The organism is Streptomyces sp. NPDC028635, from assembly GCF_040637635.1.
GTDB lineage: Bacteria > Actinomycetota > Actinomycetes > Streptomycetales > Streptomycetaceae > Streptomyces.
Genome location: NZ_JBEZWX010000021.1, coordinates 79,055 through 102,778 on the forward strand (window position 1 = coordinate 79,055; position 23,724 = coordinate 102,778).

At 71.3% G+C, this 23,724-nt stretch carries 19 protein-coding genes; 15 read left to right on the forward strand and 4 right to left on the reverse strand.

Going from position 1 to position 23,724, the window contains the following annotated elements:
* Nucleotides 1-52: 52 nt before the first annotated feature.
* Nucleotides 53-463, reverse strand: coding sequence for a helix-turn-helix domain-containing protein (locus AB0E88_RS22360; RefSeq protein ID WP_361632989.1), 411 nt, complete (start codon nucleotides 461-463; stop codon nucleotides 53-55).
* Between the two features lie 100 nt (nucleotides 464-563).
* Between AB0E88_RS22360 and AB0E88_RS22365 the strand changes: the two genes are divergently transcribed.
* Complete coding sequence (locus tag AB0E88_RS22365) at nucleotides 564-1,421, forward strand: alpha/beta hydrolase (RefSeq protein ID WP_361632991.1); 858 nt, start codon at nucleotides 564-566, stop codon at nucleotides 1,419-1,421.
* 161 nt (nucleotides 1,422-1,582) lie between these two features.
* Here the strand turns inward: AB0E88_RS22365 and AB0E88_RS22370 are convergent, their stop codons facing one another.
* Nucleotides 1,583-2,602, reverse strand: a complete 1,020-nt coding sequence (locus AB0E88_RS22370) for a LacI family DNA-binding transcriptional regulator (RefSeq protein WP_361632993.1) — start codon at nucleotides 2,600-2,602, stop codon at nucleotides 1,583-1,585.
* A gap of 674 nt (nucleotides 2,603-3,276) precedes the next feature.
* On the opposite strand from AB0E88_RS22370, the gene AB0E88_RS22375 reads away from it, so the two are divergent.
* From AB0E88_RS22375 to AB0E88_RS22400, 6 genes are all read left to right on the forward strand, one after another.
* Entirely contained in the window at nucleotides 3,277-4,203 is a 927-nt protein-coding gene (locus AB0E88_RS22375) for a sugar ABC transporter permease (RefSeq protein ID WP_361632995.1), read from the forward strand.
* A 7-nt stretch (nucleotides 4,204-4,210) separates the two neighbouring features.
* Entirely contained in the window at nucleotides 4,211-5,161 is a 951-nt protein-coding gene (locus tag AB0E88_RS22380) for a carbohydrate ABC transporter permease (protein ID WP_361632997.1), read from the forward strand.
* 136 nt (nucleotides 5,162-5,297) lie between these two features.
* On the forward strand, nucleotides 5,298-6,644 hold the full coding sequence (locus AB0E88_RS22385) for an extracellular solute-binding protein (RefSeq protein ID WP_361632999.1): 1,347 nt from the start codon (nucleotides 5,298-5,300) through the stop codon (nucleotides 6,642-6,644).
* A gap of 61 nt (nucleotides 6,645-6,705) precedes the next feature.
* Complete coding sequence (locus AB0E88_RS22390) at nucleotides 6,706-8,748, forward strand: beta-galactosidase (RefSeq protein WP_361633001.1); 2,043 nt, start codon at nucleotides 6,706-6,708, stop codon at nucleotides 8,746-8,748.
* A 124-nt stretch (nucleotides 8,749-8,872) separates the two neighbouring features.
* Nucleotides 8,873-10,915, forward strand: a complete 2,043-nt coding sequence (locus AB0E88_RS22395; protein ID WP_361633003.1) for a glycoside hydrolase — start codon at nucleotides 8,873-8,875, stop codon at nucleotides 10,913-10,915.
* A 160-nt stretch (nucleotides 10,916-11,075) separates the two neighbouring features.
* Nucleotides 11,076-12,080, forward strand: a complete 1,005-nt coding sequence (locus AB0E88_RS22400) for a cellulase family glycosylhydrolase (RefSeq protein ID WP_361633005.1) — start codon at nucleotides 11,076-11,078, stop codon at nucleotides 12,078-12,080.
* A 328-nt stretch (nucleotides 12,081-12,408) separates the two neighbouring features.
* On the opposite strand, the gene AB0E88_RS22405 is transcribed toward AB0E88_RS22400, so the two are convergent.
* Nucleotides 12,409-13,611, reverse strand: a complete 1,203-nt coding sequence (locus AB0E88_RS22405; RefSeq protein WP_361633007.1) for an Ig-like domain-containing protein — start codon at nucleotides 13,609-13,611, stop codon at nucleotides 12,409-12,411.
* Nucleotides 13,612-13,833: 222 nt separating this feature from the next.
* Here AB0E88_RS22405 and AB0E88_RS22410 point away from each other — a divergent pair, with 222 nt between their 5' ends.
* The 5 genes from AB0E88_RS22410 to AB0E88_RS22430 all read left to right on the forward strand — a co-directional run bounded on the left by AB0E88_RS22410 (nucleotide 13,834) and on the right by AB0E88_RS22430 (nucleotide 19,615).
* The gene (locus AB0E88_RS22410) at nucleotides 13,834-15,021 is read left to right on the forward strand and encodes a peptidoglycan bridge formation glycyltransferase FemA/FemB family protein (RefSeq protein WP_361633062.1); all 1,188 of its coding nucleotides are present in this window, start codon (nucleotides 13,834-13,836) and stop codon (nucleotides 15,019-15,021) included.
* An 83-nt stretch (nucleotides 15,022-15,104) separates the two neighbouring features.
* Nucleotides 15,105-16,703, forward strand: coding sequence for a murein biosynthesis integral membrane protein MurJ (gene murJ / locus AB0E88_RS22415; protein WP_361633064.1), 1,599 nt, complete (start codon nucleotides 15,105-15,107; stop codon nucleotides 16,701-16,703).
* A gap of 22 nt (nucleotides 16,704-16,725) precedes the next feature.
* A complete protein-coding gene (locus tag AB0E88_RS22420; RefSeq protein WP_361633009.1) occupies nucleotides 16,726-17,409 on the forward strand; it encodes a response regulator transcription factor in 684 nt (227 codons plus the stop codon).
* Nucleotides 17,410-17,507: 98 nt separating this feature from the next.
* A complete protein-coding gene (locus AB0E88_RS22425) occupies nucleotides 17,508-18,959 on the forward strand; it encodes a HAMP domain-containing sensor histidine kinase (RefSeq protein WP_361633011.1) in 1,452 nt (483 codons plus the stop codon).
* Nucleotides 18,956-19,615: a hypothetical protein gene (locus tag AB0E88_RS22430; protein WP_361633013.1), complete on the forward strand. Its 660-nt coding sequence runs from the start codon at nucleotides 18,956-18,958 to the stop codon at nucleotides 19,613-19,615. The genes AB0E88_RS22425 and AB0E88_RS22430 overlap by 4 nt, the downstream gene beginning before the upstream one ends.
* Before the next feature lies 1 nt (nucleotide 19,616).
* On the opposite strand, the gene AB0E88_RS22435 is transcribed toward AB0E88_RS22430, so the two are convergent.
* Nucleotides 19,617-20,789, reverse strand: a complete 1,173-nt coding sequence (locus AB0E88_RS22435; protein ID WP_361633015.1) for an epoxide hydrolase — start codon at nucleotides 20,787-20,789, stop codon at nucleotides 19,617-19,619.
* 103 nt (nucleotides 20,790-20,892) lie between these two features.
* On the opposite strand from AB0E88_RS22435, the gene AB0E88_RS22440 reads away from it, so the two are divergent.
* The 3 genes from AB0E88_RS22440 (at nucleotide 20,893) to AB0E88_RS22450 (ending at nucleotide 23,409) form a co-directional block, all read left to right on the forward strand.
* Nucleotides 20,893-21,531 (forward strand): CGNR zinc finger domain-containing protein, encoded by a 639-nt coding sequence (locus tag AB0E88_RS22440; RefSeq protein ID WP_361633017.1) that lies wholly within the window; start codon nucleotides 20,893-20,895, stop codon nucleotides 21,529-21,531.
* A gap of 245 nt (nucleotides 21,532-21,776) precedes the next feature.
* A complete protein-coding gene (locus AB0E88_RS22445; protein ID WP_361633019.1) occupies nucleotides 21,777-23,006 on the forward strand; it encodes a PP2C family protein-serine/threonine phosphatase in 1,230 nt (409 codons plus the stop codon).
* 82 nt (nucleotides 23,007-23,088) lie between these two features.
* Nucleotides 23,089-23,409 carry an STAS domain-containing protein gene (locus AB0E88_RS22450; protein WP_361633021.1) on the forward strand — a complete coding sequence of 107 codons (321 nt, stop codon included), beginning with the start codon at nucleotides 23,089-23,091 and terminating at the stop codon, nucleotides 23,407-23,409.
* Nucleotides 23,410-23,724: the final 315 nt, after the last annotated feature.

Sequence of the window (23,724 nt, forward strand, 5' to 3'; positions counted from 1 at the left end):
ACGAGAACGAAGACAGGGCCGGGTGACGGAAACCTGTCCACGCCTCGGCCGGCTACCCCTGACCGGTCTCCTGGTCGGCGTCTTCGTTGGCGCGTTCGATCTCGGCCATGTGGTCCTCCGCCCAGGTCCGCAGCCCCGCAAGCACGGCTTCCAGGGACAGCCCGAGTTCGGTGAGCCGGTAGAAGACGCGCGGTGGAACGGTCGGTTCGACCCGGCGCGACACCAGCCCGTCGCTTGTCAGGCTGCGCAGCGTCACGGACAGCATCTTCTGCGAGACGCCGGGCATCCGGCGTCTCAGCTCAGCGAAGCGCACCTCGTCCGGCGCGGCATCGGCGAGCGTCCTGACCGCCATGGACGTCCACTTCGTACCGATGCGGTCCAGCAACTGCCGTGTCGGGCAATGGGGATCGAACAGATCGCCCCGTACCCCGCGGCCGGCCGCCCCGGCTCCTCGGGTGGTCACCTGTGGCTCACCACCTTTCCTGAAAGTGCCGTCTGGGAAGCAGTGACACAGTTACCTATCGTTAGGCGGTCACCTATGGTAACCAGCCGGAGGAGCGGCCATGCCCGTCACCACCGCCCACCACCTGCGCCGCATCACGACGAACGGCGTACAACTCAACGTCGCCGTCGCCGGTAACGGACCCGCGGTTCTCCTGTTGCACGGTTTCCCGCACACCTGGCAGCTCTGGAGCGGCATCATGAGCCGGCTGGCCGGGCAGTACCGGGTCATCGCCCCCGACCTGCGAGGCTTCGGCGCCAGTTCGCATGCCACCGAGGGGTACGACGCCGGCACCCTCGCCGCCGACGTCGAAGGGCTGCTCGACGCACTCGGCGAGCCCTCGGCCGCAGTGGCCGGCATCGACGCGGGTGCCGCACCCGCCGTCCTGCTCGCGCTGCGCCGACCCGGCCGCGTCCGGCGCCTGATCGTGATGGAGGCACTGCTCGGCCGCCTGCCCGGAGCAGAGCACGTCGTCGCGGGCGGTACTCCGTGGTGGTTCGGTTTCCACGCCGTCCCCGGCCTCGCCGAGACCGTGCTCGCCGGCAACGAGGCCGCGTACATCGACTGGTTCCTCGACTCCGGCACACTCGGGCGAGGAGTGCCCGGCGACGCCCGTGCGGCCTTCGTCCATGCCTACACCGGCAGTGAGGCACTGCGCTGCGCGTTCTCCTACTACCGCGCCCTGCCCACCAGCGCGCAGCAGATCCAGGACGCCGTAGCCACCGCTCGGCTCACGATGCCCACGATGGCCATAGGCTCCCACCCCGTCGGCACCGGACTCGAGCGCCAACTCCGGCCCTTCGCAGATGACTTGACCGGACATCACCTCGAGGACTGCGGGCACATCATCCCCCTCGACCGCCCCGACGCGCTGCTCGCGCTCCTTGCTCCCTTCCTCGCCGCCGATCTGCCGAAGTGACTGAGGCGCGGGCCGGGGGTGCAGAGGGACGTGGGCGGGCCGGCCCGAAGTGCCTGCTCCACGCGCCCTCACCTCGGTGCGGGAACCGGGCCACGGATCGATTCCGGCGCCGCCGACTTGCCCATGGCCTGCGCCTGCACCGGCGAGGGAACCGTGAACGGCTACTTCCCGCTCCCGCTCCCGGGCCCACCCTCTCGCGGCGGCGCCGGTGCCGTGCTGTCGCGCACCACCAGCCGGGTCGGCACGAGCGTGGTGCCGCGGTCCGCCCCCTCGCCGCGCACCTTGCGCAGAGCGGCCTCGACGCAGAGCCGTCCCACCTCCGCGAAGTCCTGGTGGACGGTCGTCAGCGGCGGCAGGAAGTGCGCGGCCTCGGGGATGTCGTCGAAACCGACGACGCTCACGTCGTCCGGGACACGGCGGCCGTGTTCGTGCAGGGCGCGCTGCAGGCCGAGGGCCATCTGGTCGTTGGCCACGAAGACCGCCGTGCAGTCGTCCCGCTGTGCGAGTTCGAGTCCCGCGCGGTAGCCGGACTCCGTCGACCAGTCGCCCTGGATCACCGGCGGCGGGACACGTCCGGCCTCGGTGAGGACCGCGCGCCAGGCGTCGGTGCGGCGCTGTGCGGCGAAGGAGCCCTCGGGACCCGCGAGGTGCCAGACGGTTTCGTGCCCGAGGCCGAGGAGGTGCCGCACCGCCGCGCGGGTGCCGCCGGCCTGGTCGGTGTCGACCACGGTGTAGCGGTCACCGGCGTCGGAGTCGACGACCACCACCTGCACGTACGGGGGCAGGGTGATCGTCGCAGCGTCCAGCAGGTGGACCTCCATGATGACGATCACCGCGTCGACGGCGAGTTCCTCCAGCCGGGAGAACGCCCCGCGCACCTCGTCCTGAGTGGGCACGGCGACCGGCAGCAGCGTGACCGCGTACCCTTCCCGCGCCGCGGAAGTGGCGATCGCCTCGAGCGTGCGCACATTGCCGGTGGTGGCGAGCGTGAACGTGATGACGCCGATGGTGCGGAACTCGCCCCGCTTGAGCGCGCGCGCCGCGCTGTTGGGGCGATATCCGAGTTCCTTCATCGCGTCGAGCACCGCGCGGCGGGTCTCCTCGTTGACACCGGCATAGCCGTTGGACACCCGGGAGACCGTCTGGGAGGAGACGCCCGCGAGACGGGCGACATCCGCCATGGAGGCGGTCCGCTGGCCGCGGCGCGCGCGCCTGCGGCCCCCGGTCGCAGCGGTGCCGTCGGCGCCCGTGGCCTCGGCCGTGCCGTCCGCGCCTCCCGCCGCGGCGGCCCTGGCCGCGCCCCCCACCGCAGCCGCCCCGTCCGCGCCGCCGGAGGCTCCCGCGGCCTCGGAGCCGTCCGAGTTCTCCGACCGTGCCGACCGTGCCGACCGTGCCGAGCGCGCCGAACCTGTCGTAGCCATGTCCACTGGTCGTCAGCCGCCTTCCCGTCGTGGTTCGAGTGACGGTTCACCGTGGCGGACCACTCGACCGCCACTGACGCCGCAGTCTCGCAGGCATCAGGGGTGTTTACGTAAACATAACATTCCAGCCGTCTCACGGGGCAAGCCTGGCGTGAGACCCCTCGTGCGTACATCCCACCGCAGCCCAGGAGTTGGCGGCGTCGGCGGCCACCTGATTCGGCGGCGGGGGAGGGGCGCCCCGCTTCTGCTCGCGACGGGACTATTGACCGCCATCACCCGGCACGGTAGACATTCCGCCGTCGCATGTTTACGTAAACATAACAGCGCGGGGTCACCCCGCGACGCGATGTCCACGTAGTCCACGCGGGCCCGCGCCCCGGACCCGGGCCGATTCACCACCGTTTGTTCCACATTCCGAAAGCGCGAGGAACGACATGACAACGCTGCAACCGCCGGCGGCTGCCGCGCCGCGGCCGGCGCCACCCCCGGCCGGCCGGGACCGCCGCTCCTGGGCGGGCTGGGGCTTCATCGCCCCGTTCGTGGTCGTCTTCGCCCTCGTGTTCCTCGCGCCGATCGCCTACTCGCTCTACCTCAGCCTCTTCCGCGACCAGCTCATCGGCGGCACCACGTTCGTCGGCCTCGACAACTACACCGCGGCGCTGCAGGACAAGAACTTCTGGGCCGCGCTCGGCCGGGTCTCCCTCTTCCTGTGCGTCCAGGTCCCGGTCATGCTAGGCATCGCCCTGCTCGTAGCGCTCGCCCTCGACAGCGGACGCCTCTACGGCAAGAACTTCTTCCGGGTCTCGATCTTCCTGCCCTACGCGGTACCGGCCGTGGTCGCCACGCTCATGTGGGGCTTCATGTACGGCACCCGCTTCGGCCTCGTCGGCGACATCGACGACGCCTTCGGCCTGACCCTGCCCGATCCGCTCTCCCCGGACCTGGTCCTCGCCTCCATCGGCAACATCGTGACCTGGGAGTTCGTCGGCTACAACATGCTGATCTTCTACTCGGCGCTGCGGGTCGTCCCGCACTCCCTCTACGAGGCGGCCGAGATCGACGGGGCCGGGCAGATACGTGTCATCACCGCCATCAAGCTGCCCGCGATCCGCGGAGCCCTCGTGATCGCGACGATCTTCTCCATCATCGGCAGCTTCCAGCTCTTCAACGAGCCGAGCGTGCTGCAGAAGCTCGCCCCCAACGCGATCACCACGGACTACACCCCGAACTTCTACACGTACTCGCTGTCGTTCTCGGGCCAGCAGCAGAACTACTCCGCGACGGTCGCCATCGTCATGGGCGTGATCACCATGGTCATCGCCTACGTCGTGCAGCTGCGCGGCATGCGCAAGGGAGCGTGAGACAGCGATGACCGTCACGACCACCGCCGCCTCGTCCGGCTCCGCGACCCGGCGGCCGCGCCCGGCCGCAGCCGTACCCCGCCTCCGCCCGGCCGGGCGCCGCCAGGCCGCCGGGCGGCCCCGGCGCAGCGTCCTGCTGACCGTGCTCACCGCCCTGGTGCTGCTGTACAGCCTGGTCCCGCTGCTCTGGCTGGTCATCAGCGCGACCAAGACCCAGGAGGGGCTGTCCCGTTCGTCCGGCCTGTGGTTCGACGGCGACTTCGCCCTGTGGGACAACATCACGCAGACGTTCACCTACGACGACGGCGTCTTCACCCGCTGGCTGCTCAACACCGTGCTCTACGTCGTGGTGGGCGCGGGAGGCGCCACCTTCCTCGCGGTGCTCGGCGGGTACGCGCTCGCCAAGTTCGCCTTCCCCGGACGCCGCGCCGTCTTCGCCGTCGTCATCGGCGCCGTCGCTGTGCCGGGGACCGCGCTGGCGGTGCCGACCTTCCTGATGTTCAGCACCATGGGACTCACCGACACCCCGTGGGCGGTGATCATCCCCTCGCTGATCTCGCCGTTCGGCCTGTACCTGATGTGGGTGTTCGCCGGTGAGGCCATCCCGACGGAGCTGCTGGAGGCGGCCCGCATGGACGGCGCGAGCGAGATTCGCATCTTCTTCCAGGTGGCCCTGCCGCTGCTGGCACCGGGCATCGTCACGGTCTCGCTGTTCACCATGGTCGCCACCTGGAACAACTACTTCCTTCCGCTGATCATGATCAAGGATCCGGACTGGTACCCGCTGACCCTCGGCCTCAACAGCTGGAACGCGCAGGCCGCCACCGCCGGCGGACAACCCGTGTTCCACCTCGTCATCACCGGCTCACTGATCACCATCGTCCCGCTGATCGCCGCGTTCCTGATGCTGCAGAAGTACTGGCAGTCGGGGCTCGCCGCGGGCAGCGTCAAGGAATGAGCCGGGCCCGCCCCGGCGGCCCGCCCCGCCGCTCCCGGCAGCGAGCCGACACCCGGCGCGCCCCCCGCTCCTCACGGCAGACCCCCTTCTCCAACCCTCACCCGTCGGTGTTCCGGCAAGAAGTGGACGTACCTCCATGCACAAGCACTCCCGCCGCCTGCTGCGCGGCATCGGCCTCCTGTGCGCCCTCGCTCTCGGCGCCACCGCGTGCGGTGGCTCCGGCGACGGCGGTTCGGACGCGAAGAAGTCCGTCTCCGAGGCCGATGTCCAGGCCGCGCTGAAGAAGGGCGGCACGCTCACGGTCTGGGCGTGGGAGCCCACCCTCAAGCAGGTCGCCGCCGGCTTCGAGAAGGAGCACCCCGGCGTCAAGGTCCACCTGGTCAACGCGGGCACCGGCAACGACCAGTACAAGGCCTTGCAGAACGCCATGTCCGCCAAGAAGGGCGTCCCCGACGTCGCCCAGGTCGAGTACTACGCCATGGGCCAGTACGCACTCACCGAACAGCTCACCGACCTCAAGGGCTTCGGCGCCGACAAGCTCGCCGCCTCCTTCTCCCCGGGCCCCTGGAACGGGGTGAAGGCCGGCGGCCAGGGCATCTACGGCCTGCCGATGGACTCCGGCCCGATGGCGCTGTTCTACAACAAGAAGGTCTTCGACAAGTACCGCATCAAGGTGCCCACGACCTGGGACGAGTACGTGGCGGCGGCGCGCGCCCTGCACAAGGCGGACCCCAAGGCGTACATCACCAACGACACCGGCGACGCGGGCTTCACCACCAGCATGCTGTGGCAGGCGGGTTCGCGTCCCTACAAGGTCGACGGCACCAAGGTGAGGATCGACTTCGCGGACGCGGGAGCCGAGAAGTACACCGGCACCTGGCAGCAGCTCCTCGACGACAAACTCCTCGCGCCCGTCACCAGCTGGTCCGACGAGTGGTACAAGGGCCTCGGCGACGGCACCATCGCGACCCTGGCCATCGGCGCCTGGATGCCCGCCAACCTCGCCTCCGGAGTCAAGAACGCCGCCGGTGACTGGCGCGTCGCCCCCCTGCCGCAGTGGACCGCGGGCGCCCACGCCAGTGCGGAGAACGGCGGCAGCGCCCTCACCCTGCCCGAGCTCGGCAAGAACGAGGCGCTCGCCTACGCGTTCGTCGAGTACGCCGACGCCGGCAAGGGCGTCGACACCCGCGTGAAGGGCGGAGCCTTCCCGGCGACCGTCGCACAGCTCAACTCCCCGGCCTTCCAGAACACCGCCTTCCCGTACTTCGGCGGGCAGCAGGCCAACAAGATCTTCGCCGAGTCCGCCGCGAACGTCGCCGACGACTGGTCGTACCTGCCGTACCAGGTGTACGCCAACTCGATCTTCAACGACACCGTCGGCAAGGCCTACGTGTCGCACACCAAGCTGGCCGACGGCCTGAAGACCTGGCAGGACGCCTCCGTCAAGTACGGCAGCGAGCAGGGCTTCACCGTCGAGAAGTGACCGCCGGCGCGGCGTGCCCGGCCTCCCGGGCCGCCCGCGGCCCCCTCCCGGAAGGACCACCATGATCTCCACCCTCCTGTCCCGGACACGCGGGACGGACGGTGACCGCACCCCCCGCCTCCTCTACGGCGCCGACTACAACCCCGAACAGTGGCCCCGCTCCGTCTGGCGGGACGACGTACGCCTCATGCGCGAGGCCGGCGTCAACCTCGTGTCCGTGGGGATCTTCTCCTGGGCCCGCCTCCAACCGGCGGCGGACACCTGGGACTTCGGCTGGCTCGACGAGGTGATGGACCTCCTGCACGAGGGCGGCATCGGCGTCGACCTGGCCACGGCCACCGCCTCTCCGCCGCCCTGGCTCACCACCGCGCACCCCGAAGTCCTCCCGGTGACGGCCACCGGCGAGACCCTGTGGCCGGGAGCGCGCCAGCACTGGCGCCCCACGTCACCCGTCTTCCGCCGCCACGCACTGCGCCTGGTGCGGGAGCTCGCCACCCGGTACGCCGGCCACCCGGCGCTGGCCGCCTGGCACGTCAACAACGAGCTGGGCTGCCACAACGTCCACGACTACTCCGACGACGCCGCCCGTGCCTTCCGCGACTGGCTGCGCGCCCGCTACGGCACCCTGGACGCCCTCAACCACGCCTGGGCCACCGCCTTCTGGTCGCAGCGCTACACCGACTGGGAGCAGATCCTCCCGCCGCGCCTGGCCGCCTCCCACCCCAACCCCACCCAGCAGCTCGACTTCAAGCGCTTCTCCTCCGACGCGCTCAAGGACCATCTGCGCGCCGAACGGGAGATCCTGCGGGAGATCACCCCCGAGGTCCCCGTCACCACCAACTTCATGGTGATGGGCGGCACCAGGGGCATGAACTACCCGGACTGGGCCGCCGAGATCGACTTCGTCTCCAACGACCACTACGTCCACCCGGGACCCCAGGACCGCGACGAGCTGTCCTTCTCCGCCAACCTCACCAGCGGCATCAGCGGCGGCCGGCCGTGGTTCCTGATGGAGCACTCCACCAGCGCCGTCAACTGGCAGCCCGTCAACCTGGCCAAGCAGCCCGGCGAACTGGCCCGCGACTCGCTGCTGCACGTCGCGCACGGGGCCGACGCGGTGTGCTTCTTCCAGTGGCGCCAGTCCGCGGCCGGCGCCGAGAAGTACCACTCCGCGATGGTGCCGCACGCCGGCGAGGACAGCGACCTGTTCCGCGCCGTCCGCGAACTCGGCGCCACCCTCAAGGCGCTCGCCCCGGTCGCCGGCAGCGAGCGCGAACCCGCCCCCGTCGGCATCCTCTACGACTGGGAGTCGTGGTGGGCGAGCGAGCAGGACTCCCACCCCACCTCCCTGCTCGACTACCGGCAGGAGGCACTCGACTGGTACTCCGCCCTCCTCGCCCTCGGTATCCGCGCCGACCTCGTCACCCCGCGCGGCGACCTGCACCGCCACCAGGTGCTGATCGCCCCGGTGCTGCACGTGGTCCCGGCCGACCTCGCCAAGGCCCTCACCCGCTACACCGAGCAGGGAGGCCACCTCGTCACCACCTACTTCTCGGGCATCGTCGACGAGAACGACCACGTGTGGCTCGGCGGCTACCCCGGCGCGCTGCGCGACCTGCTCGGCATCCGCATCGAGGAGTTCGGTCCCCTCCTCGCCGGTCAGAGCGTCGCCCTCGACGGTCCCGCGACCGGCACGCTGTGGACCGACCGGATCACCGTCACCGCCCCCGGCACCGAGGTCCTGGCCCACTACCGCTCCGGCGCGTACGCGGGACGCCCCGCCGTCACCCGGCGCCCGACGGGCAGCGGCTCGGCCGCCTACGTCTCCACCCGGCTCGGTGCCGACGGCCTCACCGCGCTCCTTCCGCGCCTGCTGGACCCGGCCGGCGTGCACAGCGACCTGCCTCCCGCGGCACGCGGACGCGTCGAGACGACCGTGCGCCGCGGCCCCGACGCCCGCTACCGCTTCCTCGTCAACCGCACCGACACCTCCGTCACCGTGCCCGGCCTCGCCGGTGACGCCCTGCTCGGCACCCTGGCCGACGACGGCACCCTCACGCTCGCCCCCCGGGCCGTCGCCGTACTGCGCCAGCCGCTCGCCTGAACCCCTCCGCGCCCAGCCCCGTGAGGACGGCAGCACACGCCTTCCTCAAGGGCCGTTCCCTCCTGCGCCGGTACGGGCGGGAGGGCCACGTCAGCGCGACCGCCCTTCAGTTGGGAGCACACCGATGGCACTTCGCACCAGCAGCAGACGGCTGCTCACCGCCGCCGGACTCACCGCCCTGGCCACCGGGGCCGCCCTGGTTCCGGCCCCGGGCCCCGCACAGGCCGCGGACATCCCCTCCGTCACCGTCCGGCTCGACCCCTCCTACCAGCAGCAGCCCTTCGAGGGCTGGGGCACCAGCCTCGCCTGGTTCGCGAACGTCACCGGCGGCTACCCGCCGGAGATACGGGACAGGCTCGCCACCCTCCTCTTCGGCGACGACGGCCTCGGCCTGAACATCGCCCGCTACAACATCGGCGGCGGCAACGCCCCCGACGTCAAGGACTACCTGCGGCCCGGAGGCGCCGTCCAGGGCTGGTGGAAGGCCCCCGACGGCACCACCCGCGCGGACACCGGCTGGTGGAGCGCCGACGACCCGGCCGACTGGAACGCCGACGCCGACGCCACACAGCGCTGGTGGGTCGACCGCATCAAGAACGACATCACCCACTGGGAGACCTTCAGCAACTCCCCGCCCTGGTTCATGACGGAATCCGGTTATGTCTCCGGCGGCTTCGACGCCACCGCCGACCAGCTCAAGAACGAGTCGGTCGACGACTACGCCGCCTACCTGGCCGGCGCCACCGAGCGGCTGGAGAAGGCGCACGGCATCAAGGTGAAGACCGTCGACCCGTTCAACGAGCCCAACACCCCCTACTGGGGCACCCGCCTCGGAACGGACGGCCGACCCGTCGGGGGCCGCCAGGAGGGCGCCCACATGAGCCCCGCCATGCAGCGCAAGGTGCTGCAGGCGCTGGCACCGGCGCTGCGCTCGGCGAAGACCCACGCGCGGATCTCCGCGATGGACGAGACCAACCCCTCGACCTTCGCGCAGAACTGGAGCGCCTACACCGCCCAGGACCGCGCCCTCGTCGGCCGGATGAACGTCCACACCTACGGCACCGGGCAGCGCACCACCGTCCGCGACCTCGCCAAGGCGGCGGACAAGACCCTGTGGATGAGCGAGGTCGAGGGCGACTGGGGCGACGGGCAGAGCTTCACGGACATGCGCCCCGGACTCGGTCTCGCCCAGCACATCGTCGACGACCTGCGCGAACTGGAGCCACGCGCCTGGGTGTTCTGGCAGCCCGTCGAGGACTACGACAACATGAAGCCCGGCGGCGAGTCCGCCAAGGGCGGCAACTGGGGCGAGATCCAGATCCCGTTCAGCTGCACCTCCGCGGACACCCTCGCCACCTGCCCGATCCGCACCAACACCAAGTTCGACACGGCACGCAACTTCACCCACTTCATCCAACCCGGTGACCGGCTGATCAAGGTGGACGACACCTCCAGCGCGGCCGCCGTCACCAAGGACGGCAGGGGCGCCTCGCTGGTGCACGTCAACAGCACCACCGGCGCGCGCAGCGTCACCCTCGACCTGACGAAGTTCCGCAGCATCAGCCGCGGTGCCACCGTCACCCCCGTCGTCACCAGCGCCGACGGCGGACTCGCCGTACGGGAGGCCGTGAAGGTCGAGGACGGCCGGGCCACCGTCACCGTGCCCGCCCAGTCCGTGACGTCCTTCGTCGTCCAGGGCGTCTCCGGCGTCGCGCAGGACGCCCCGCTGCTGCGCAAGGGCCACACCTACACCCTGACCGGCGTGCAGAGCGGCAAGGCGGTCACCGTGGCGGGCAACGGCACCGGCCTCGTCATCGGCACGCCCAGCGGCTCCACCGCCCAGCGGTGGCGGCTGAGCCAGGTGCACCCCGGCAGCGCGAGCGACACCCGGTACGTCCTCACCAGCGCCGTGGACGGCAAGCGCCTCGCGGTCCGCGACGACGTCCCGGTCGCCGAACCCGACACCGGCCGGCGCGACGCTGCGGCCGAATGGATCGCCTCCACCACCGGCGACGGCTCCTGGACGCTGGTCAACGCCGCCGGCGGACGGCTGCTGGAAGTCGGGGGACAGGCGACCGGCGAGGGCGCCGCGGTCACCACCTGGCCGCCCAACTCCGGCTCCAACCAGCGGTGGCGGATCGCGGACGTGACAGCCGCCGGCAGCTAGCACGTCTGCCACGACAGGCCCGGCCGTCCGTGCGCCGCGCGGCGGCCGGGCCCGCCCCGCCCCGCGATGTGCGGGGAGGGCGCCTCGACACCGACCGAAAGGCATCGACATGCGCCTGCCCAAGCTCCGACGCCGTACCACGGGCCGGTGGACGCCCCTGATGACGGCCGCCACCCTGGCCGCCACCGTCGGCGCGACCGTGACCGGCGCCCCCGCCGCCGCGGCCCCGCAGCACAACACCGCCGAGTTCCGGGGCGTCAACTGGGCCGACCCCCGGGACAACTTCGCCGACGACCCCGTCGTCCTCTCCGGCCTGTCGGCGTCGGACGACTACGCCCACACCTACGCCAAGGCCACCCGCGTGATCACGGCGTTCCGCGCCAACCTGGGGGCCGACACCGTACGGCTGCCGATCAACCCGTACACCGTCAACGGCCCCTACTGGAAGGCGTACCGAGGCGTCATCGACGCCGCCACCCGGCAGGGCTTCAAGGTCATCGTCTCCTACTGGGAGGGCACCGGCGCCCGCAAGGACGGGCTGATCGACGACACCCGGGCCTACCGCACCATGTGGGACACCGTCGTCCACGCCTACGGCGACAACGCGCGCGTCCACTTCGAGCCGATGAACGAACCCCACGGCTACACCGACACGCAATGGGCCGACATCGCCGCGAACTGGCTGGCGGCCTACCCCGACGTCCCCCGCGAGCGTGTCTTCGTCAGCGGAGCGGGCTACAACGACCACGTCACCACCGTGTGCGCCGACCCGCGGCTGCGCGGCACGCACCTGTCCCTGCACCACTACGGGTTCTGGAAGAGTTACGCCACCTACGACCAGTGGGTCGCCGACCTCAAGGAACGCATCGGCGACTGCGCCGGCCGGACCGTCGCCGACGAGTTCGGCGCCCCCATGACGACCGGCCTGGACTACGACAAGGCCACCCCTTCCGACAACTTCGTCACCTATGTGCAGGCCGTCACCGACACCTTCCGCGAGCTCGGCATGGGCTCCGTCTACTGGCCCGGCCTGCGCACCGGCGACACGTACACGCTGCAACAGCTCGTCGGGGACCCCGAGCGGCCCTGGCTCGCCACGACGAACCGCTCCGGGGCCGACCGGCTCGCCTGGGCCTGGGGCCGCGGCAAGCCCGTGACGCACTGAGCCGCCGGCCTCACCCCCCACGCAGGGAGCACCAGCAGCACCCGCCGCCGCCCCCGCGACGGGACCGCGCGCCACGACCCTCACCGGAAGGAACCGCCCATGCCCCCTCCCCACCGCCGCCTCACCTGGACCGCGCGAACGGTCCCGGGGACGCTGAGGTGCCTGCTGGCCGTTTGAGAAGGTCGTCCCCACCCTGACCGGCATCGAGCCCGTTACCCCCGGGACGGCCGCGGGGCCGGCGCGCTGGAGCTCCGCGTGACGGGCGGACCGGCTTCACCGGGTAGGGGAGGCCGGCCCGCCCGTCACGCGGTACGGCAGCGGCCGCCCGTCAGCGCAGGGCGCTCTTCTGCTGCCACTGGGCCCACGGCACGTTCCAGTCCCCGAAGCCGTTGCCCGGCTCGACCACGCCCTTGGTCTCCTCGCCGGTGATCTCGAACGGGTCGCCGGGCCGCAGCTGCCCGTAGAGCCAGGCCGCGTCGGCGTCACTCATGCCTATGCAGCCCGAACTGTGGTTGGTGTTGCCGAAGTACCGGGCGTTCCACGGGGCGGCGTGCGCGTACATGCCCGACCAGGTCAGCCGCATCGAATAGGCGACCATCTTGTCGTAGGCCTTCCCGAGGCCCACCGTCTCGGAGTTCATGTTGACCGTGCCCTCCTTGGCCATGAGCACCGCGGTCCCGCGCCAGGAGCGCTTGTCGCCACCGGGGGTTCCGCCGGAGACGGGGATGCGCCGCACGGCCTTGCCGTCGCGTTCGAGGGTGAGGTGATGGCTGTCGAGGTCGACCTTCACGACCTGGCGCGCGCCGACGGTGAAGGTGGTCGTGTAGTCGCGGACGAACCACCCGCCGGCACCGCCCGAGTCGGTGCCGTTCAGCTCGGCCTTCAGCGTGACCTTCGTTCCCGGCTTCCAGTAGCTCTTGGGGCGCCAGTCGACGCGGTCCCTGCCCGACCAGTCCCGCATCCAGCCCCAGGAGCCCTCGGTGCCGTCCGAGGTCGTGAGGGACAGCCGCTTCTCGACCGCGGCACGGTCGGTGACGGGGTGGTCGAAGACGAGGGACACCGGCTGGGCGACACCGACCGTGGTTCCGGTGCCCGGCCGCCAGTCGACCTTGTTGACCCGGGTCGCGGGCGCCGTGGTGAAGGAGGCCCGCGAGACGGCGGCGGTGCCACGCCCGCTGCGGGTCGCCACCGCGACCGTGTACGCCGTACCGGGAGCGGCACCCCGGTTGGAAACCCACGACGTGCCGTCGGCGGACGCCTTGCCGGCGAGCCGGTGCCCGGCGGCGTCGGTCACGGTCACGGAGGTGAGTGTGCCGCCCTTCGCGACGACCGTCACCGGCTTGCCGGGGGCGGTCCGTCCTCCCGTGGGGGTCACGGTGACGGTGACAGGACGATCGTCGACGCTCCTGGCCGCCGCGGTGTCCCCGGCGGTGGGAGACGCATGCGACGAGCAGGCGGTGAGCGGCGCCAGCAGGGCCGCCGCGACAGCGACCCGAACCTGGGTGGGAGAGAGCGAACGCGAGCGGTGCACAAGGACCTCCGGGACGAGCGGAACAACAGACGAGTCGGCGGATGTCGTGACTGTAGAGCGCGAAAAGCGCAGGTCAGCCGCTGCAGGGCGATGTGACGGCCACTGGTGAGGAACGGTCATGGTCCCGTCACATTCGCCGCTCGGAACGGTCATGCGCCGCTGTGAGCATCCTCGCCGTCCCCGCGATCGTTCCGGGGAGAAGGAGAGGCTCAGCCCGTGTCCCTGCTCGTGCCACCCGGCCGCGTCCCCCGAGGGCGCGACGCGGCCGTCACCTTGGCCCCTGTCACCGCGGAGGCCTATCGCGCCTTCCTCGCCTCCCCAGCCGGCACGGCGCTCGGCGCGGGATTCCTGCAATGCCCGTCCTGGGCCGGCGTGAAGGACGGCTGGAAGGCGCAACTCCTGGGCTGGGGACCGGACCCCGCGGCGGGTGAGCTCACCGGGGTGACCCTGGTCCTGCTGCGTCAGTTCCCCGGCACCCGCAAATTCTTCGCCTACCTGCCCGAAGGACCCGTCGCCGACTGGACGGACCCGGACATCGACGCCTGGCTCACTCCGCTGCTGGAACACCTGCGGCGCGCGGGTGTCTTCGCGGTGCGCATGGGTCCTGCGCCCGCCTACCGGCGCTGGGACGCCACGGCGCTCAAGTCGTGCGCCGGGCCCGGCCGCCGGCTCGGCGACGTGCTCGCCAGCGAGGTCGACGCCCTGGGCACCGCCGTGGCCGAGCGGCTGCGCGCCCGTGGCTGGCGCCGCTGCGGCGGCGAGGGGACGGGGGAGGACGGGGACGCCCAGCCGCGCCATGTCTTCCATGTGCCGCTCGCCGGACGCACCACCGACGACCTGTGGTCCGGCTTCAATCAGGAATGGCGGCGCAACGTACGGCGCGCGAGGAAGGAAGGCGTCGAGGTGGTGGTGGGCAGCGCGGTCGAACTTCCCGACTTCTACCGGCTGCTGTGCGTCACCGAGAAGCGCGACGGGTTCCGGCTGGGCCGCTCGCTCGCCTACTACCAGCGCCAGTACGCGGCCCTGAACGCCGAGGAACCGGGACGCATGAAGCTGTACCTCGCCCGTCACCACGGCGAGATCCTCGCCGCCCACACCATGATCCGCGTGGGCCGCCGCGTCTGGTACCAGACCGGTGCCTCCGCCGACCACCGACGCGAGGTACGCCCCTCCCACGCCCTGCAGTGGCGGATGCTGCGCGACGCCCACGCCCTCGGCGCTGACGTCTACGACATGCGCGGGGTACCCTCCACTCTCGATCCCGACGAACGCGCGTACGGACTGCTGAGGTGGAAGCTCGGCACCGGCGGACAGGTCGTCGAGACGTTGGGGGAATGGGAGAGACCTTTGGCCGGCACCGCCAACCAGACGCTTTACCGCGCCTTCCAGGCCTACTTGAGCCGCCGGTGAGGCCCGCGACACCGGTCGGAGCGGACAGCGCCGCCCGCGCGGCGAGCCCCGAGGGCGCCGCGCCCGGCCCGCACACGTCGTCCGTGCACCCCGGGCAGACGGCCTCGACGGCGCGCAGCAGCGCCGTCATGGCGTGTGGCTCCATCGTCTCCCGGGCCACCGGATTCGTCCGGTCCGCCGTGGTGGCCGCAGCGCTGGGCACCATCGGACCGACCGCCGACGGTTACGCCGTAGGCAACGCGCTGCCCACCATCGTCTACATGCTGCTCCTCGGCGGAGCGCTCAACGCCGTCTTCGTACCCGAACTGGTCAAGGCCGCCAAGGAGCACGAGGACCAGGGCGCCGCGTACACCGACCGCCTCGTCACGGTCTGCGTCCTGGCCCTGCTGACGATCACCGCGACCGCGGTGTGGGCGGCCCCCGCCATCGTCGGCGCCTACACCGACTACACCGGCGGGCAGGCGGCCATGACGATCGCCTTCGCCCGCTACTGCCTGCCCCAGATCTTCTTCCTCGGCGTGTTCACGCTGCTCGGACAAGTGCTCAACGCACGCGGCCGGTTCGGCGTGATGATGTGGGCGCCGGTGCTGAACAACCTCGTCGTCATCGCCGTCTTCGGCCTGTATCTCGCCCTCGCCACCGGCGGCGGGGACACCCTCGGCGCGAGCGGGACAGCCGTCCTCGGATGGGGCACGACCGCCGGAATCGCCGTCCAGGCCCTCGCGCTCGTCCCCGCGCTGCGCTCGGCCCGCTTCCGCTGGCGGCCCCGCTTCGACTGGCGTGGCAGCGGACTGACCCGGCCGCTACGGTCGGCCGGCTGGCTGGTGCTCCTCGTCCTGGCCAACCAGGCCGCCTACTGGGTCACCACCCGCCTCGCCACGACCGCCGGCCTCGACGGCGGCCCCGGATACAGCGCGTACACCAACGCCTATGCCCTGTGGGCCGTGCCGCACGGCATCATCACCGTGTCCCTGGTGACCGCCCTGATGCCCCGCATGAGCGCGGCCGCCGCCGACGGCGACCACGGCGCCGTACGGCACGACGTCTCCCGCGCCCTGCGCGCCTCCGCGTCCGCCGTCGTACCCGCCGCCTGCCTGCTGCTCGCCGTCGCCCAGCCGCTCATGGCCGTCGTCTTCGGCCACGGCAGAACCAGTGCCGGCGACACCGCCGCCATGGCCGTGATCCTGATGGCGCTGGCGCCCGGCCTCGTCGCCTTCTCCGGCCAGTACGTACTGTCCCGCACCTTCTACGCCCTCTCCGACACCCGCACCCCGTTCCTGCTCAACCTGGTGATCGTCGCCCTGAACGCGGGCCTGTCCACGGCGGCCGCCCAGCTCCTGCCGGCCCGCTGGACCGTGACGGGCATGGCCGCGGCGTACTCGCTCGCCCTGGCCGCCGGCTGGGCACTCACCGCCCTGGTACTGAGCCGGCGCCTCGGCGTGACCCGCCCGCTGCGCTCGTCCGCCGCCGCGGCCCACGCACGGCTGATCACCGCCGCACTGCCCGCCACCGCGCTCGGCCACATGGCGGCGGTGGGCGCCGCCCCGGCCGGGACCGTGGCCGCCACGGCCGCCGGAACCGCCGTCGTACTGCTCACCTTCGCCCTGCTCACCCGCCCGCTGCGGCTGACCGAACTGCACACCCTGATGTCCGCCGCACGCCGGCGCATGTCCCGCACCTGATCACCCCGAGGGAGAACCACCGATGCCCCGCGTACTCCTCATCGAGGACGACCCGTCCGTACGCGAAGGAGTCGAACTCGGCCTGCGCCGCCGTGGCCACGAGATCCGTACGGCCGCCACGGGCGAGGCCGGACTGGCCGCGCTGGCCGAGTTCCGTCCCGACCTGCTCCTGCTCGATCTGATGCTGCCCGGAATGAACGGCGTACAGGTCTGCCGGCGGGTCCGCGAGGACAGCCAGCTGCCCATCATCATGCTCACCGCCCGCGGGGACGACTTCGACATCGTCATCGGCCTGGAGGCCGGAGCCGACGACTACATCGTCAAACCCGCCCGCCCCGAGGTCATCGAGGCCCGGATCCGCGCCGTGCTGCGCCGCATCGACACCACCGGACCCGGCCGGCCGGTCATCGAGGTCCACGGCGACCTCGCGATCGACCGGACCGCGCTGACCGTGGCCAAGGGCGGCCGGCGTCTCCCGCTCGCCCCGTCCGAACTGAAACTCCTGCTGCACCTGTCCGCCGCACCCGAGCAGGTGTTCAGCAGACAGCAGCTGCTGGAACACGTGTGGGAGCACAGCTACCACGCCGACGCGCGACTGGTCGACGCGTGCGTCGCCCGCCTGCGCACCAAGATCGAGGACGAGGCGGGCAGCCCCCGCTACGTCCAGACCCTGCGGGGCTTCGGCTACCGCTTCGGACCCCTGTGAGCACCGGCCCGGCCCCACGACACCCGCGCCGTGGCCGGCCCGCGGACCGGTCGCGAACGGCCGACAGCATCACGCTCGCAGCCACCGCCGACGCCCGCGTGCGGACCAGGGCGTTCGGCCTGCGTACCCGCCTGGTGCTGGCCTTCCTGCTGGTCGCCGCGGTGAGCGCGGGCACCACCGCGGCCCTGACCTACCGCGAGGCCCGCAACGCGCTGCTGAAGACCGCCCAGGACACCGCCGTCTCCTCCTTCCGCGACGAGGTCCAGCAGACCGGCTGGACACTGCCCGTGCAGAAGGAGGGCCTGGAGGAACTCCTGCGCGAAATCGCCCGCAAGGGCAAACCACGCCCCTGGGTGGTGTTCGCCGAATACGGCACCCTGCGCGCCTCCTCCGGCGAGAACCCCGTCTCCACCGTCATCACCCCCGAACTGCGCCGCGCAGCGCGAGGCCACCCCCAGGGCAGCTTCCAGCGGGTCGTCAAGGACGGCGTCCCCTACCTGACCATCGCCATGCCCACCGTCTTCAAGACCGGTCCCAGAGGCGTGCTGCCCAGCGGCATCGTCCTCTACGCCGTCATGCGGATGAGCGACGAACAGACCAACGTGGACGCGCTCCTCACCGCGGCACGGGACGGGGCCCTGCCCGGACTGGCCGTCGCGCTCATCCCCGGCCTGATCGCCGCGCGCAGCGTGCTGCGCCCGGTGCGCGAACTGCGCAAGGCCGCCCAGGGCATGGGCAGCGGACGTCTCGACACCCGGATCCCGGTGCGCGGCAGCGACGAACTGGCGGACCTCGCCCGCACCTTCAACCAGTCCGCGGCCCAGCTCGAACGCTCCGTACACGAACTGCGCGAAGCCGAGGCGCGCGCCCGCCGGTTCGCCTCCGACGTCTCCCACGAACTGCGCACCCCCCTCGCCGGCATGCTGGCCGTCACCGAGGTCCTCGACGAGGACGCCGGCCGGCTCGATCCCGACACCGCCCGGGCGGTCCGGCTCGTCAGCGCCGAGACGGGCAAGCTCGCCGTACTCGTCGAGGACCTCATGGAGATCTCCCGCTTCGACGCACGCGCGGCCGAACTGCACGCCGACGACATCGACGTCGCCGAAGCCATCCGCAAGACGCTGCACAACCGGCACTGGACCGACGACCGGGTCCGCACCGAGCTGGCCGACGGCATCCGGGCCCGCCTCGACCCACGCCGCTTCGACGTCGTGATCGCCAACCTGGTCGGCAACGCCCTGCGCCACGGCCGCGCACCCGTCACGGTGCGTCTGCGTACCGAGGCACGCTCCTCGGGCCCCGCGGCACTGATCATCGAGGTCCTCGACAGCGGCCCCGGGATCCGCCCCGAGGTGCTTCCGCACATCTTCGACCGCTTCTACAAGGCCGACGCGGCCCGTACCCGCTCGGCGGGCAGTGGCCTGGGACTGGCCATCACCCTGGAGAACGTGCGCCTGCACGGCGGAACGATCCACGCCGGGAACCTTCCCGCGGGCGGCGCCGTCTTCACCGTCGACATACCGCAGCGCACGCAGGAGGCCGACGGATGATCCGTACGCGGAGGCGCCGCCGCGCGCCGGCCGCCGCCGTCGCCGCGGGCCTGGCGCTGCTCGCCGGCTGCGGCATCCGGCAGACCGAGGCCATCGGGGCGGGCAGCCCCGCGACCGTTCAGGCCTTCCTCGCGCCGGACACCCGCATGCTGATCTTCTTCACCTCCCCGGACGGAAGCCTGAGCCCCGTGATCCGCTCGACGGAGCCCCCGGCCCGGTTCGGTGACGAGTACCAACGGTCGGGCACGGGCCAGGGCAGCAACCAGCCGAAGCAACCCGTGACCACGGAGAAGGTGGTCGTCGCCCTCCTCGAGGGCCCCAGCGCACAGGACCGGGCCGTGGGCCTGCGCACCTCGCTTCCACCCGCCGGCCGAGGCAAGGCCGTCACGGTGAACGCCTCGCCCGACGGGGCGGTCACGGTCGGCCTTCCCCTCGCACTGGGCGGACTGAACCGGACGGCCCTGCGCCAGCTGATCTGCACGATCGCCTACACCAGGAACACCGACGGCGCGGTCACCGTGCACCTCAAGGGCCAGGACGGCGCCGCGCGGAGCGGCACCTGCGGCCTCGACCCCGCCACGGAGGCGACGCCGGAGGACAGCGCGGCCCCGACACGGACAGGGACGCCGATCACGGGCCGCCCTTCCCCTTCCTGATCTACCGGTTGGCGGCGAGCACCGCCGCGAGGCCCTCGCGCAGATCCTTGACGAAGTACTGGGGAACCTCCAGCGACGGGAAGTGACCTCCGGTCTCGGGTGCCCTCCAGCGGACGATCTGCCGGTACCGCTCCTGCGCCCAGGGGCGCGGGCATTTCTCGATGTCGCCGGGATACATGGTGATCGCCGAGGGGACGTCGACCCGGAGTTCGGGATCGAGGGAGTTGTGGCTCTCGTAGTAGATGCGGGCCGCCGACGCACCGCTCCGTGTCAGCCAGTACAGAGTGACGTCGTCGAGAACACGGTCTCGGGACATCGTCTCGAACGGGCTGTCCTCGGTGTCCGACCACTCGGCGAACTTGTCCAGGATCCAGGCGAGCAGCCCGACCGGTGAGTCGACGAGCGAGTAGCCGATGGTCTGCGGTCGGGTGGCCTGCTGCTTCGCGTACGCCGCGCGATGGTGCCAGAAGTCGTGGGTTTCCTCGGCCCACCTGCGCTCGACCGCCGTCAGCCCGTCCGTCGACGACGCGGGCGGCCCCTGCGCGAACGTGGTGTGGATGCCGAGAACGTGCTCCGGGAACCTGCCGCCGAGGACCGTGGTGACATTGCCTCCCCAGTCGCCGCCGTGCGCTGCGAACCGGCTGTAGCCGAGCCTGACCATCAGTTCCACCCACGCGGCCGCGATCTTCTCGGTTCCCCACCCGGTGGTGACCGGCTTGTCGCTGTAGCCGAAGCCCGGCAGCGACGGCACCACGACGTGGAACGCCGGCGCGTCCGCGTCTTCCGGGTCCGCCAGATCGTCCACCACATCGATGAACTCGGCGATGCTGCCCGGCCACCCGTGCGTCAGGACCAGGGGAGTGGCGTCCGCCCGCGGAGATCGGCGGTGCAGGAAGTGGATCCCCAGACCGTCGATGGTCGTTCGGAATTGGCCCATCCGATCAAGGCGTGCTTCGAACGCCCGCCAGTCGTACTCGGTGCGCCAGTAGTGCACGACATCGACGAGGAAGTCGAGCGGAACGCCCTGGCCCCACCGGCCAGGACCGGGCGCGGAGGGACGGACCGTCTCGGCCTCCGGTAGCCGCGCCGCGGCCAGTCGGGCGCGCAGGTCGTCGAGGTCGGCGTCGGGCGCGTGGGCTGCAAACGCTCGTACGTCGTCGGCTGGACGGGGCATGAGACCTCCTGGCCATCGCGGAACCGGCCGCGAACGACTGCGAACCGGCTAAGCCGGTTCTAGCAGGATGTCATGCCGGCAGGCAACCGGCTAAGCTGGTTCCATGGCTGCTGCGTTCCCCGACTTCCGCCTCGGTAGCGTGCTGGCGACCAGCTTCACGGGAACTCTGTCGGAGCGTCACGGCGACGCCGTCGAGCGCATCCCCACGCCGCAGCGGCTCGTCGACTGGCTGGCGGTGAACGGCCTCGCCGTGGACTCCTGCACCCCTGCTCAGCTCGACCTCGCCCGGGAACTGAGGGAGGCGATTCACGCCGCCGCGACAGCGGCCGCGGTCCAGGACGGTCTCCCCGCGCCCGCTGTCCAAGTCATCAACGACTGCAGCGCTCGGGGCCGGGCCGCGGCCATCCTGACACCCGAGGGCAAGCGGCAGTGGCGGCTCAGCTCGCCTTCCTGCGTGGAGGACGCTCTCGGTGTGATCGCCGCCGACGCGATCAGCATCATCGCGGGCGAGCGAGACGGAAAACTCGCCTTGTGCGCATCCCCGACCTGCCGAGCCGCCTTCTTCGACACCAGTCAAAGCCGCACCCGCAAGTGGTGTGACATGAACACCTGCGGGAACCGGCAGAAGAAGGCCCGCTTCCAAGCCAACAAGCGCAGAAGCACGCGAGCGGGAGCCGAAGGCGACGGCGGAGTTCCTTCGCCCCCGGAGACCTTGACCCGAGTCTCGGGCGACCCGGCGTGACGCACGGGCTGCCGGTGACCGACAACGGGCTGTTCCGGACGCGCGGGTCGGGTACCCGGTGTGGACGCGGAACGCGACTCCGCGACCGCCCCCGTGGTGCTTGAGGGGGGAGGAGCCCGACAAGCACTTCGTCCGGTTCTGCCCAGGAGGAACCGCGATGCCGACGACCCGTCGTCACCCCGCACGACCGTCCCGGCCCGGTGTTCTGCCCACCGGGGACGGCCAGTGCCGCGGGGGCACCTGCCATGCTTGACAGAGCTGCGGCAGCCCTGGTGCTGGTTCGGATGATGCAGGCCAGCCACACCGTCACACTCGACCAGCTCCCGGACCTGATCGCCGAGCACGCCGCCGAAGCCGGACTGTACGACACGGCCCTGTTCGTCGTGGACGTCCGTGAGACGGTGCTGCGCCGGCTTGCCCGCCGCGGGAGCGAGACAGCGAGCGGTGAGCAGATGTTCACCGTCCGGGGCAGCCTGCCGGGCCAGGCCTTCCAACGGGTGGACGTGCTGCCCGAGCCGGGGCCCGCCGGCGCGCCGGGAGGACTGCGGCGCTGGTGGGTGGCTGTCACCGACGGAGTGGAGCGGCTCGGGGTCCTGCGCGCCGACACCGACAGCGGCACCAACGAGGGCACGGCCCGGGACATCTTGCGTGATCTGGCGTCGATGACGGCTCTGCTCCTGCTCAGCAAGCGGTCCTTCAGTGACTCCTACGCACAGTCGGTGCGCACCGAGGCGATGAATGTCGCCGCTGAGATGCAGTGGAACCTCACCCCGCCCACCGCCTACGCCGGGCGGGACGTCACCGTGGCCGCCGTGATGGAACCGGCCTACCAGCTCGGCGGTGACGCCTTCGACTACGCCGTCAACGGCACCACCGTGCACCTGGGCATCTTCGACGCCATGGGGCACGACACGACTGCGGGCATCACCGCGAACGTGGCGGTGGCGGCCTGCCGCAACGCCCGCCGCCAGGGCGCGTCCCTGGCTCAGACCAGCGAGCAGGTGGAACGCGTGCTGCTGAGGCAGTTCAGCACAAGCCGCTACGTCACGGCGATCCTGGCCGAACTCGACACCGAGAGCGGCCGCTTGACCTGGGTCAACCGTGGCCATCACCTCCCGGTCCTCATCCGCGACAATCGCTGGACGACCGAACTGGGCTGCCCGCCCGCCGGGCCCATGGGCACCGACCTCGCGCTGCCGGTGGCCACGTGCAAGGAGCAGTTGCAGCCCGATGACCGTCTCCTGCTGTACACCGACGGGGTCGTCGAGGCCCGGGACGGCCGGGGCCGGGAGTTCGGGCGCGACCGGTTCGTCGATTTCATCCGCCGTGAGCACGCCGGCCGGCACGCACTCCATGAAACCTTGCGACGGCTGATGGCGGCCGTCATGGAGCATCACGACGGGCAACTCAACGACGACGCCACGGTCTTGATCGCCGAATGGCGCGGTGGCCGCCAGGAAGAACTGACCCCCTGAGCCGTGCCCTCGCGGGAAGGAGGCGTGCGTGAGCAGCGTCCCACCGACACCTCACGACGAGCACGGGGACCTACCTGTCACGGTGGGCGTCCAGCGTCTGGCCGGAGACCGGACCCTGGTGACCGTCACGGGTCACCTCGACCTGCACACCGCCCACTGTCTCAGCGAGGCCTTGGAACCCCTGCTGGACGCCGAGCATCTGGTGCTTGTCGACCTGTCCGCCGTCACCTTCCTCGACTCCACCGGCCTGACCAGCCTGATCAGCGCCTACCGCGCCACCCGGAACACGGATGCCCGCCTCGCACTGATCGCACCAAGTCCCCCTGTGCAGCAGATGCTGCGTCTCACCGGCGTGGATCGCGTGCTCAGTATCTACCCGTCACCGGATGCCGTCGGACACTGACCCCCCTCAGCTGCACGGGACACGGTAAGCAACCGCAGCGACCCGGCCTGACCCGACCCGGCGGCCACGGCCTGCCGGCTTCCAGCACGTCGTACCGGCCATCTTGCGGCTCCTGCCGCGGGTGGACGCCTTGCAGGTCCCGGCTCACCGGTGATGCGCTGGGCGTCGGCAACCTGGCCAGACGGCCTCAACGGTCCCCTTGCCGCTGAAATGGTTGAAGGGTCACCTTACGAATCAGGCCGTTCCGAACCCATGTGCGCTGGTGACGCCCCTCCCAGCATGAAAGCACTGGGCTGTCCCAAAGCGAGCGACTGC

Bases quoted from the DNA above. Each gene is read 5' to 3' on its own strand.
- AB0E88_RS22395 (WP_361633003.1), top strand. From the start codon at position 8,873: ATGGCACTTCGCACCAGCAGCAGACGGCTGCTCACCGCCGCCGGACTC.
- AB0E88_RS22380 (WP_361632997.1), top strand. From the start codon at position 4,211: ATGACCGTCACGACCACCGCCGCCTCGTCCGGCTCCGCGACCCGGCGG.
- AB0E88_RS22385 (WP_361632999.1), top strand. From the start codon at position 5,298: ATGCACAAGCACTCCCGCCGCCTGCTGCGCGGCATCGGCCTCCTGTGC.
- AB0E88_RS22445 (WP_361633019.1), top strand. From the start codon at position 21,777: ATGCTTGACAGAGCTGCGGCAGCCCTGGTGCTGGTTCGGATGATGCAG.
- AB0E88_RS22440 (WP_361633017.1), top strand. From the start codon at position 20,893: ATGGCTGCTGCGTTCCCCGACTTCCGCCTCGGTAGCGTGCTGGCGACC.
- AB0E88_RS22430 (WP_361633013.1), top strand. From the start codon at position 18,956: ATGATCCGTACGCGGAGGCGCCGCCGCGCGCCGGCCGCCGCCGTCGCC.
- AB0E88_RS22370 (WP_361632993.1), bottom strand. From the start codon at position 2,602: ATGGCGGATGTCGCCCGTCTCGCGGGCGTCTCCTCCCAGACGGTCTCC.
- AB0E88_RS22375 (WP_361632995.1), top strand. From the start codon at position 3,277: ATGACAACGCTGCAACCGCCGGCGGCTGCCGCGCCGCGGCCGGCGCCA.
- AB0E88_RS22420 (WP_361633009.1), top strand. From the start codon at position 16,726: ATGCCCCGCGTACTCCTCATCGAGGACGACCCGTCCGTACGCGAAGGA.
- AB0E88_RS22390 (WP_361633001.1), top strand. From the start codon at position 6,706: ATGATCTCCACCCTCCTGTCCCGGACACGCGGGACGGACGGTGACCGC.
- AB0E88_RS22400 (WP_361633005.1), top strand. From the start codon at position 11,076: ATGACGGCCGCCACCCTGGCCGCCACCGTCGGCGCGACCGTGACCGGC.
- AB0E88_RS22435 (WP_361633015.1), bottom strand. From the start codon at position 20,789: ATGCCCCGTCCAGCCGACGACGTACGAGCGTTTGCAGCCCACGCGCCC.
- AB0E88_RS22365 (WP_361632991.1), top strand. From the start codon at position 564: ATGCCCGTCACCACCGCCCACCACCTGCGCCGCATCACGACGAACGGC.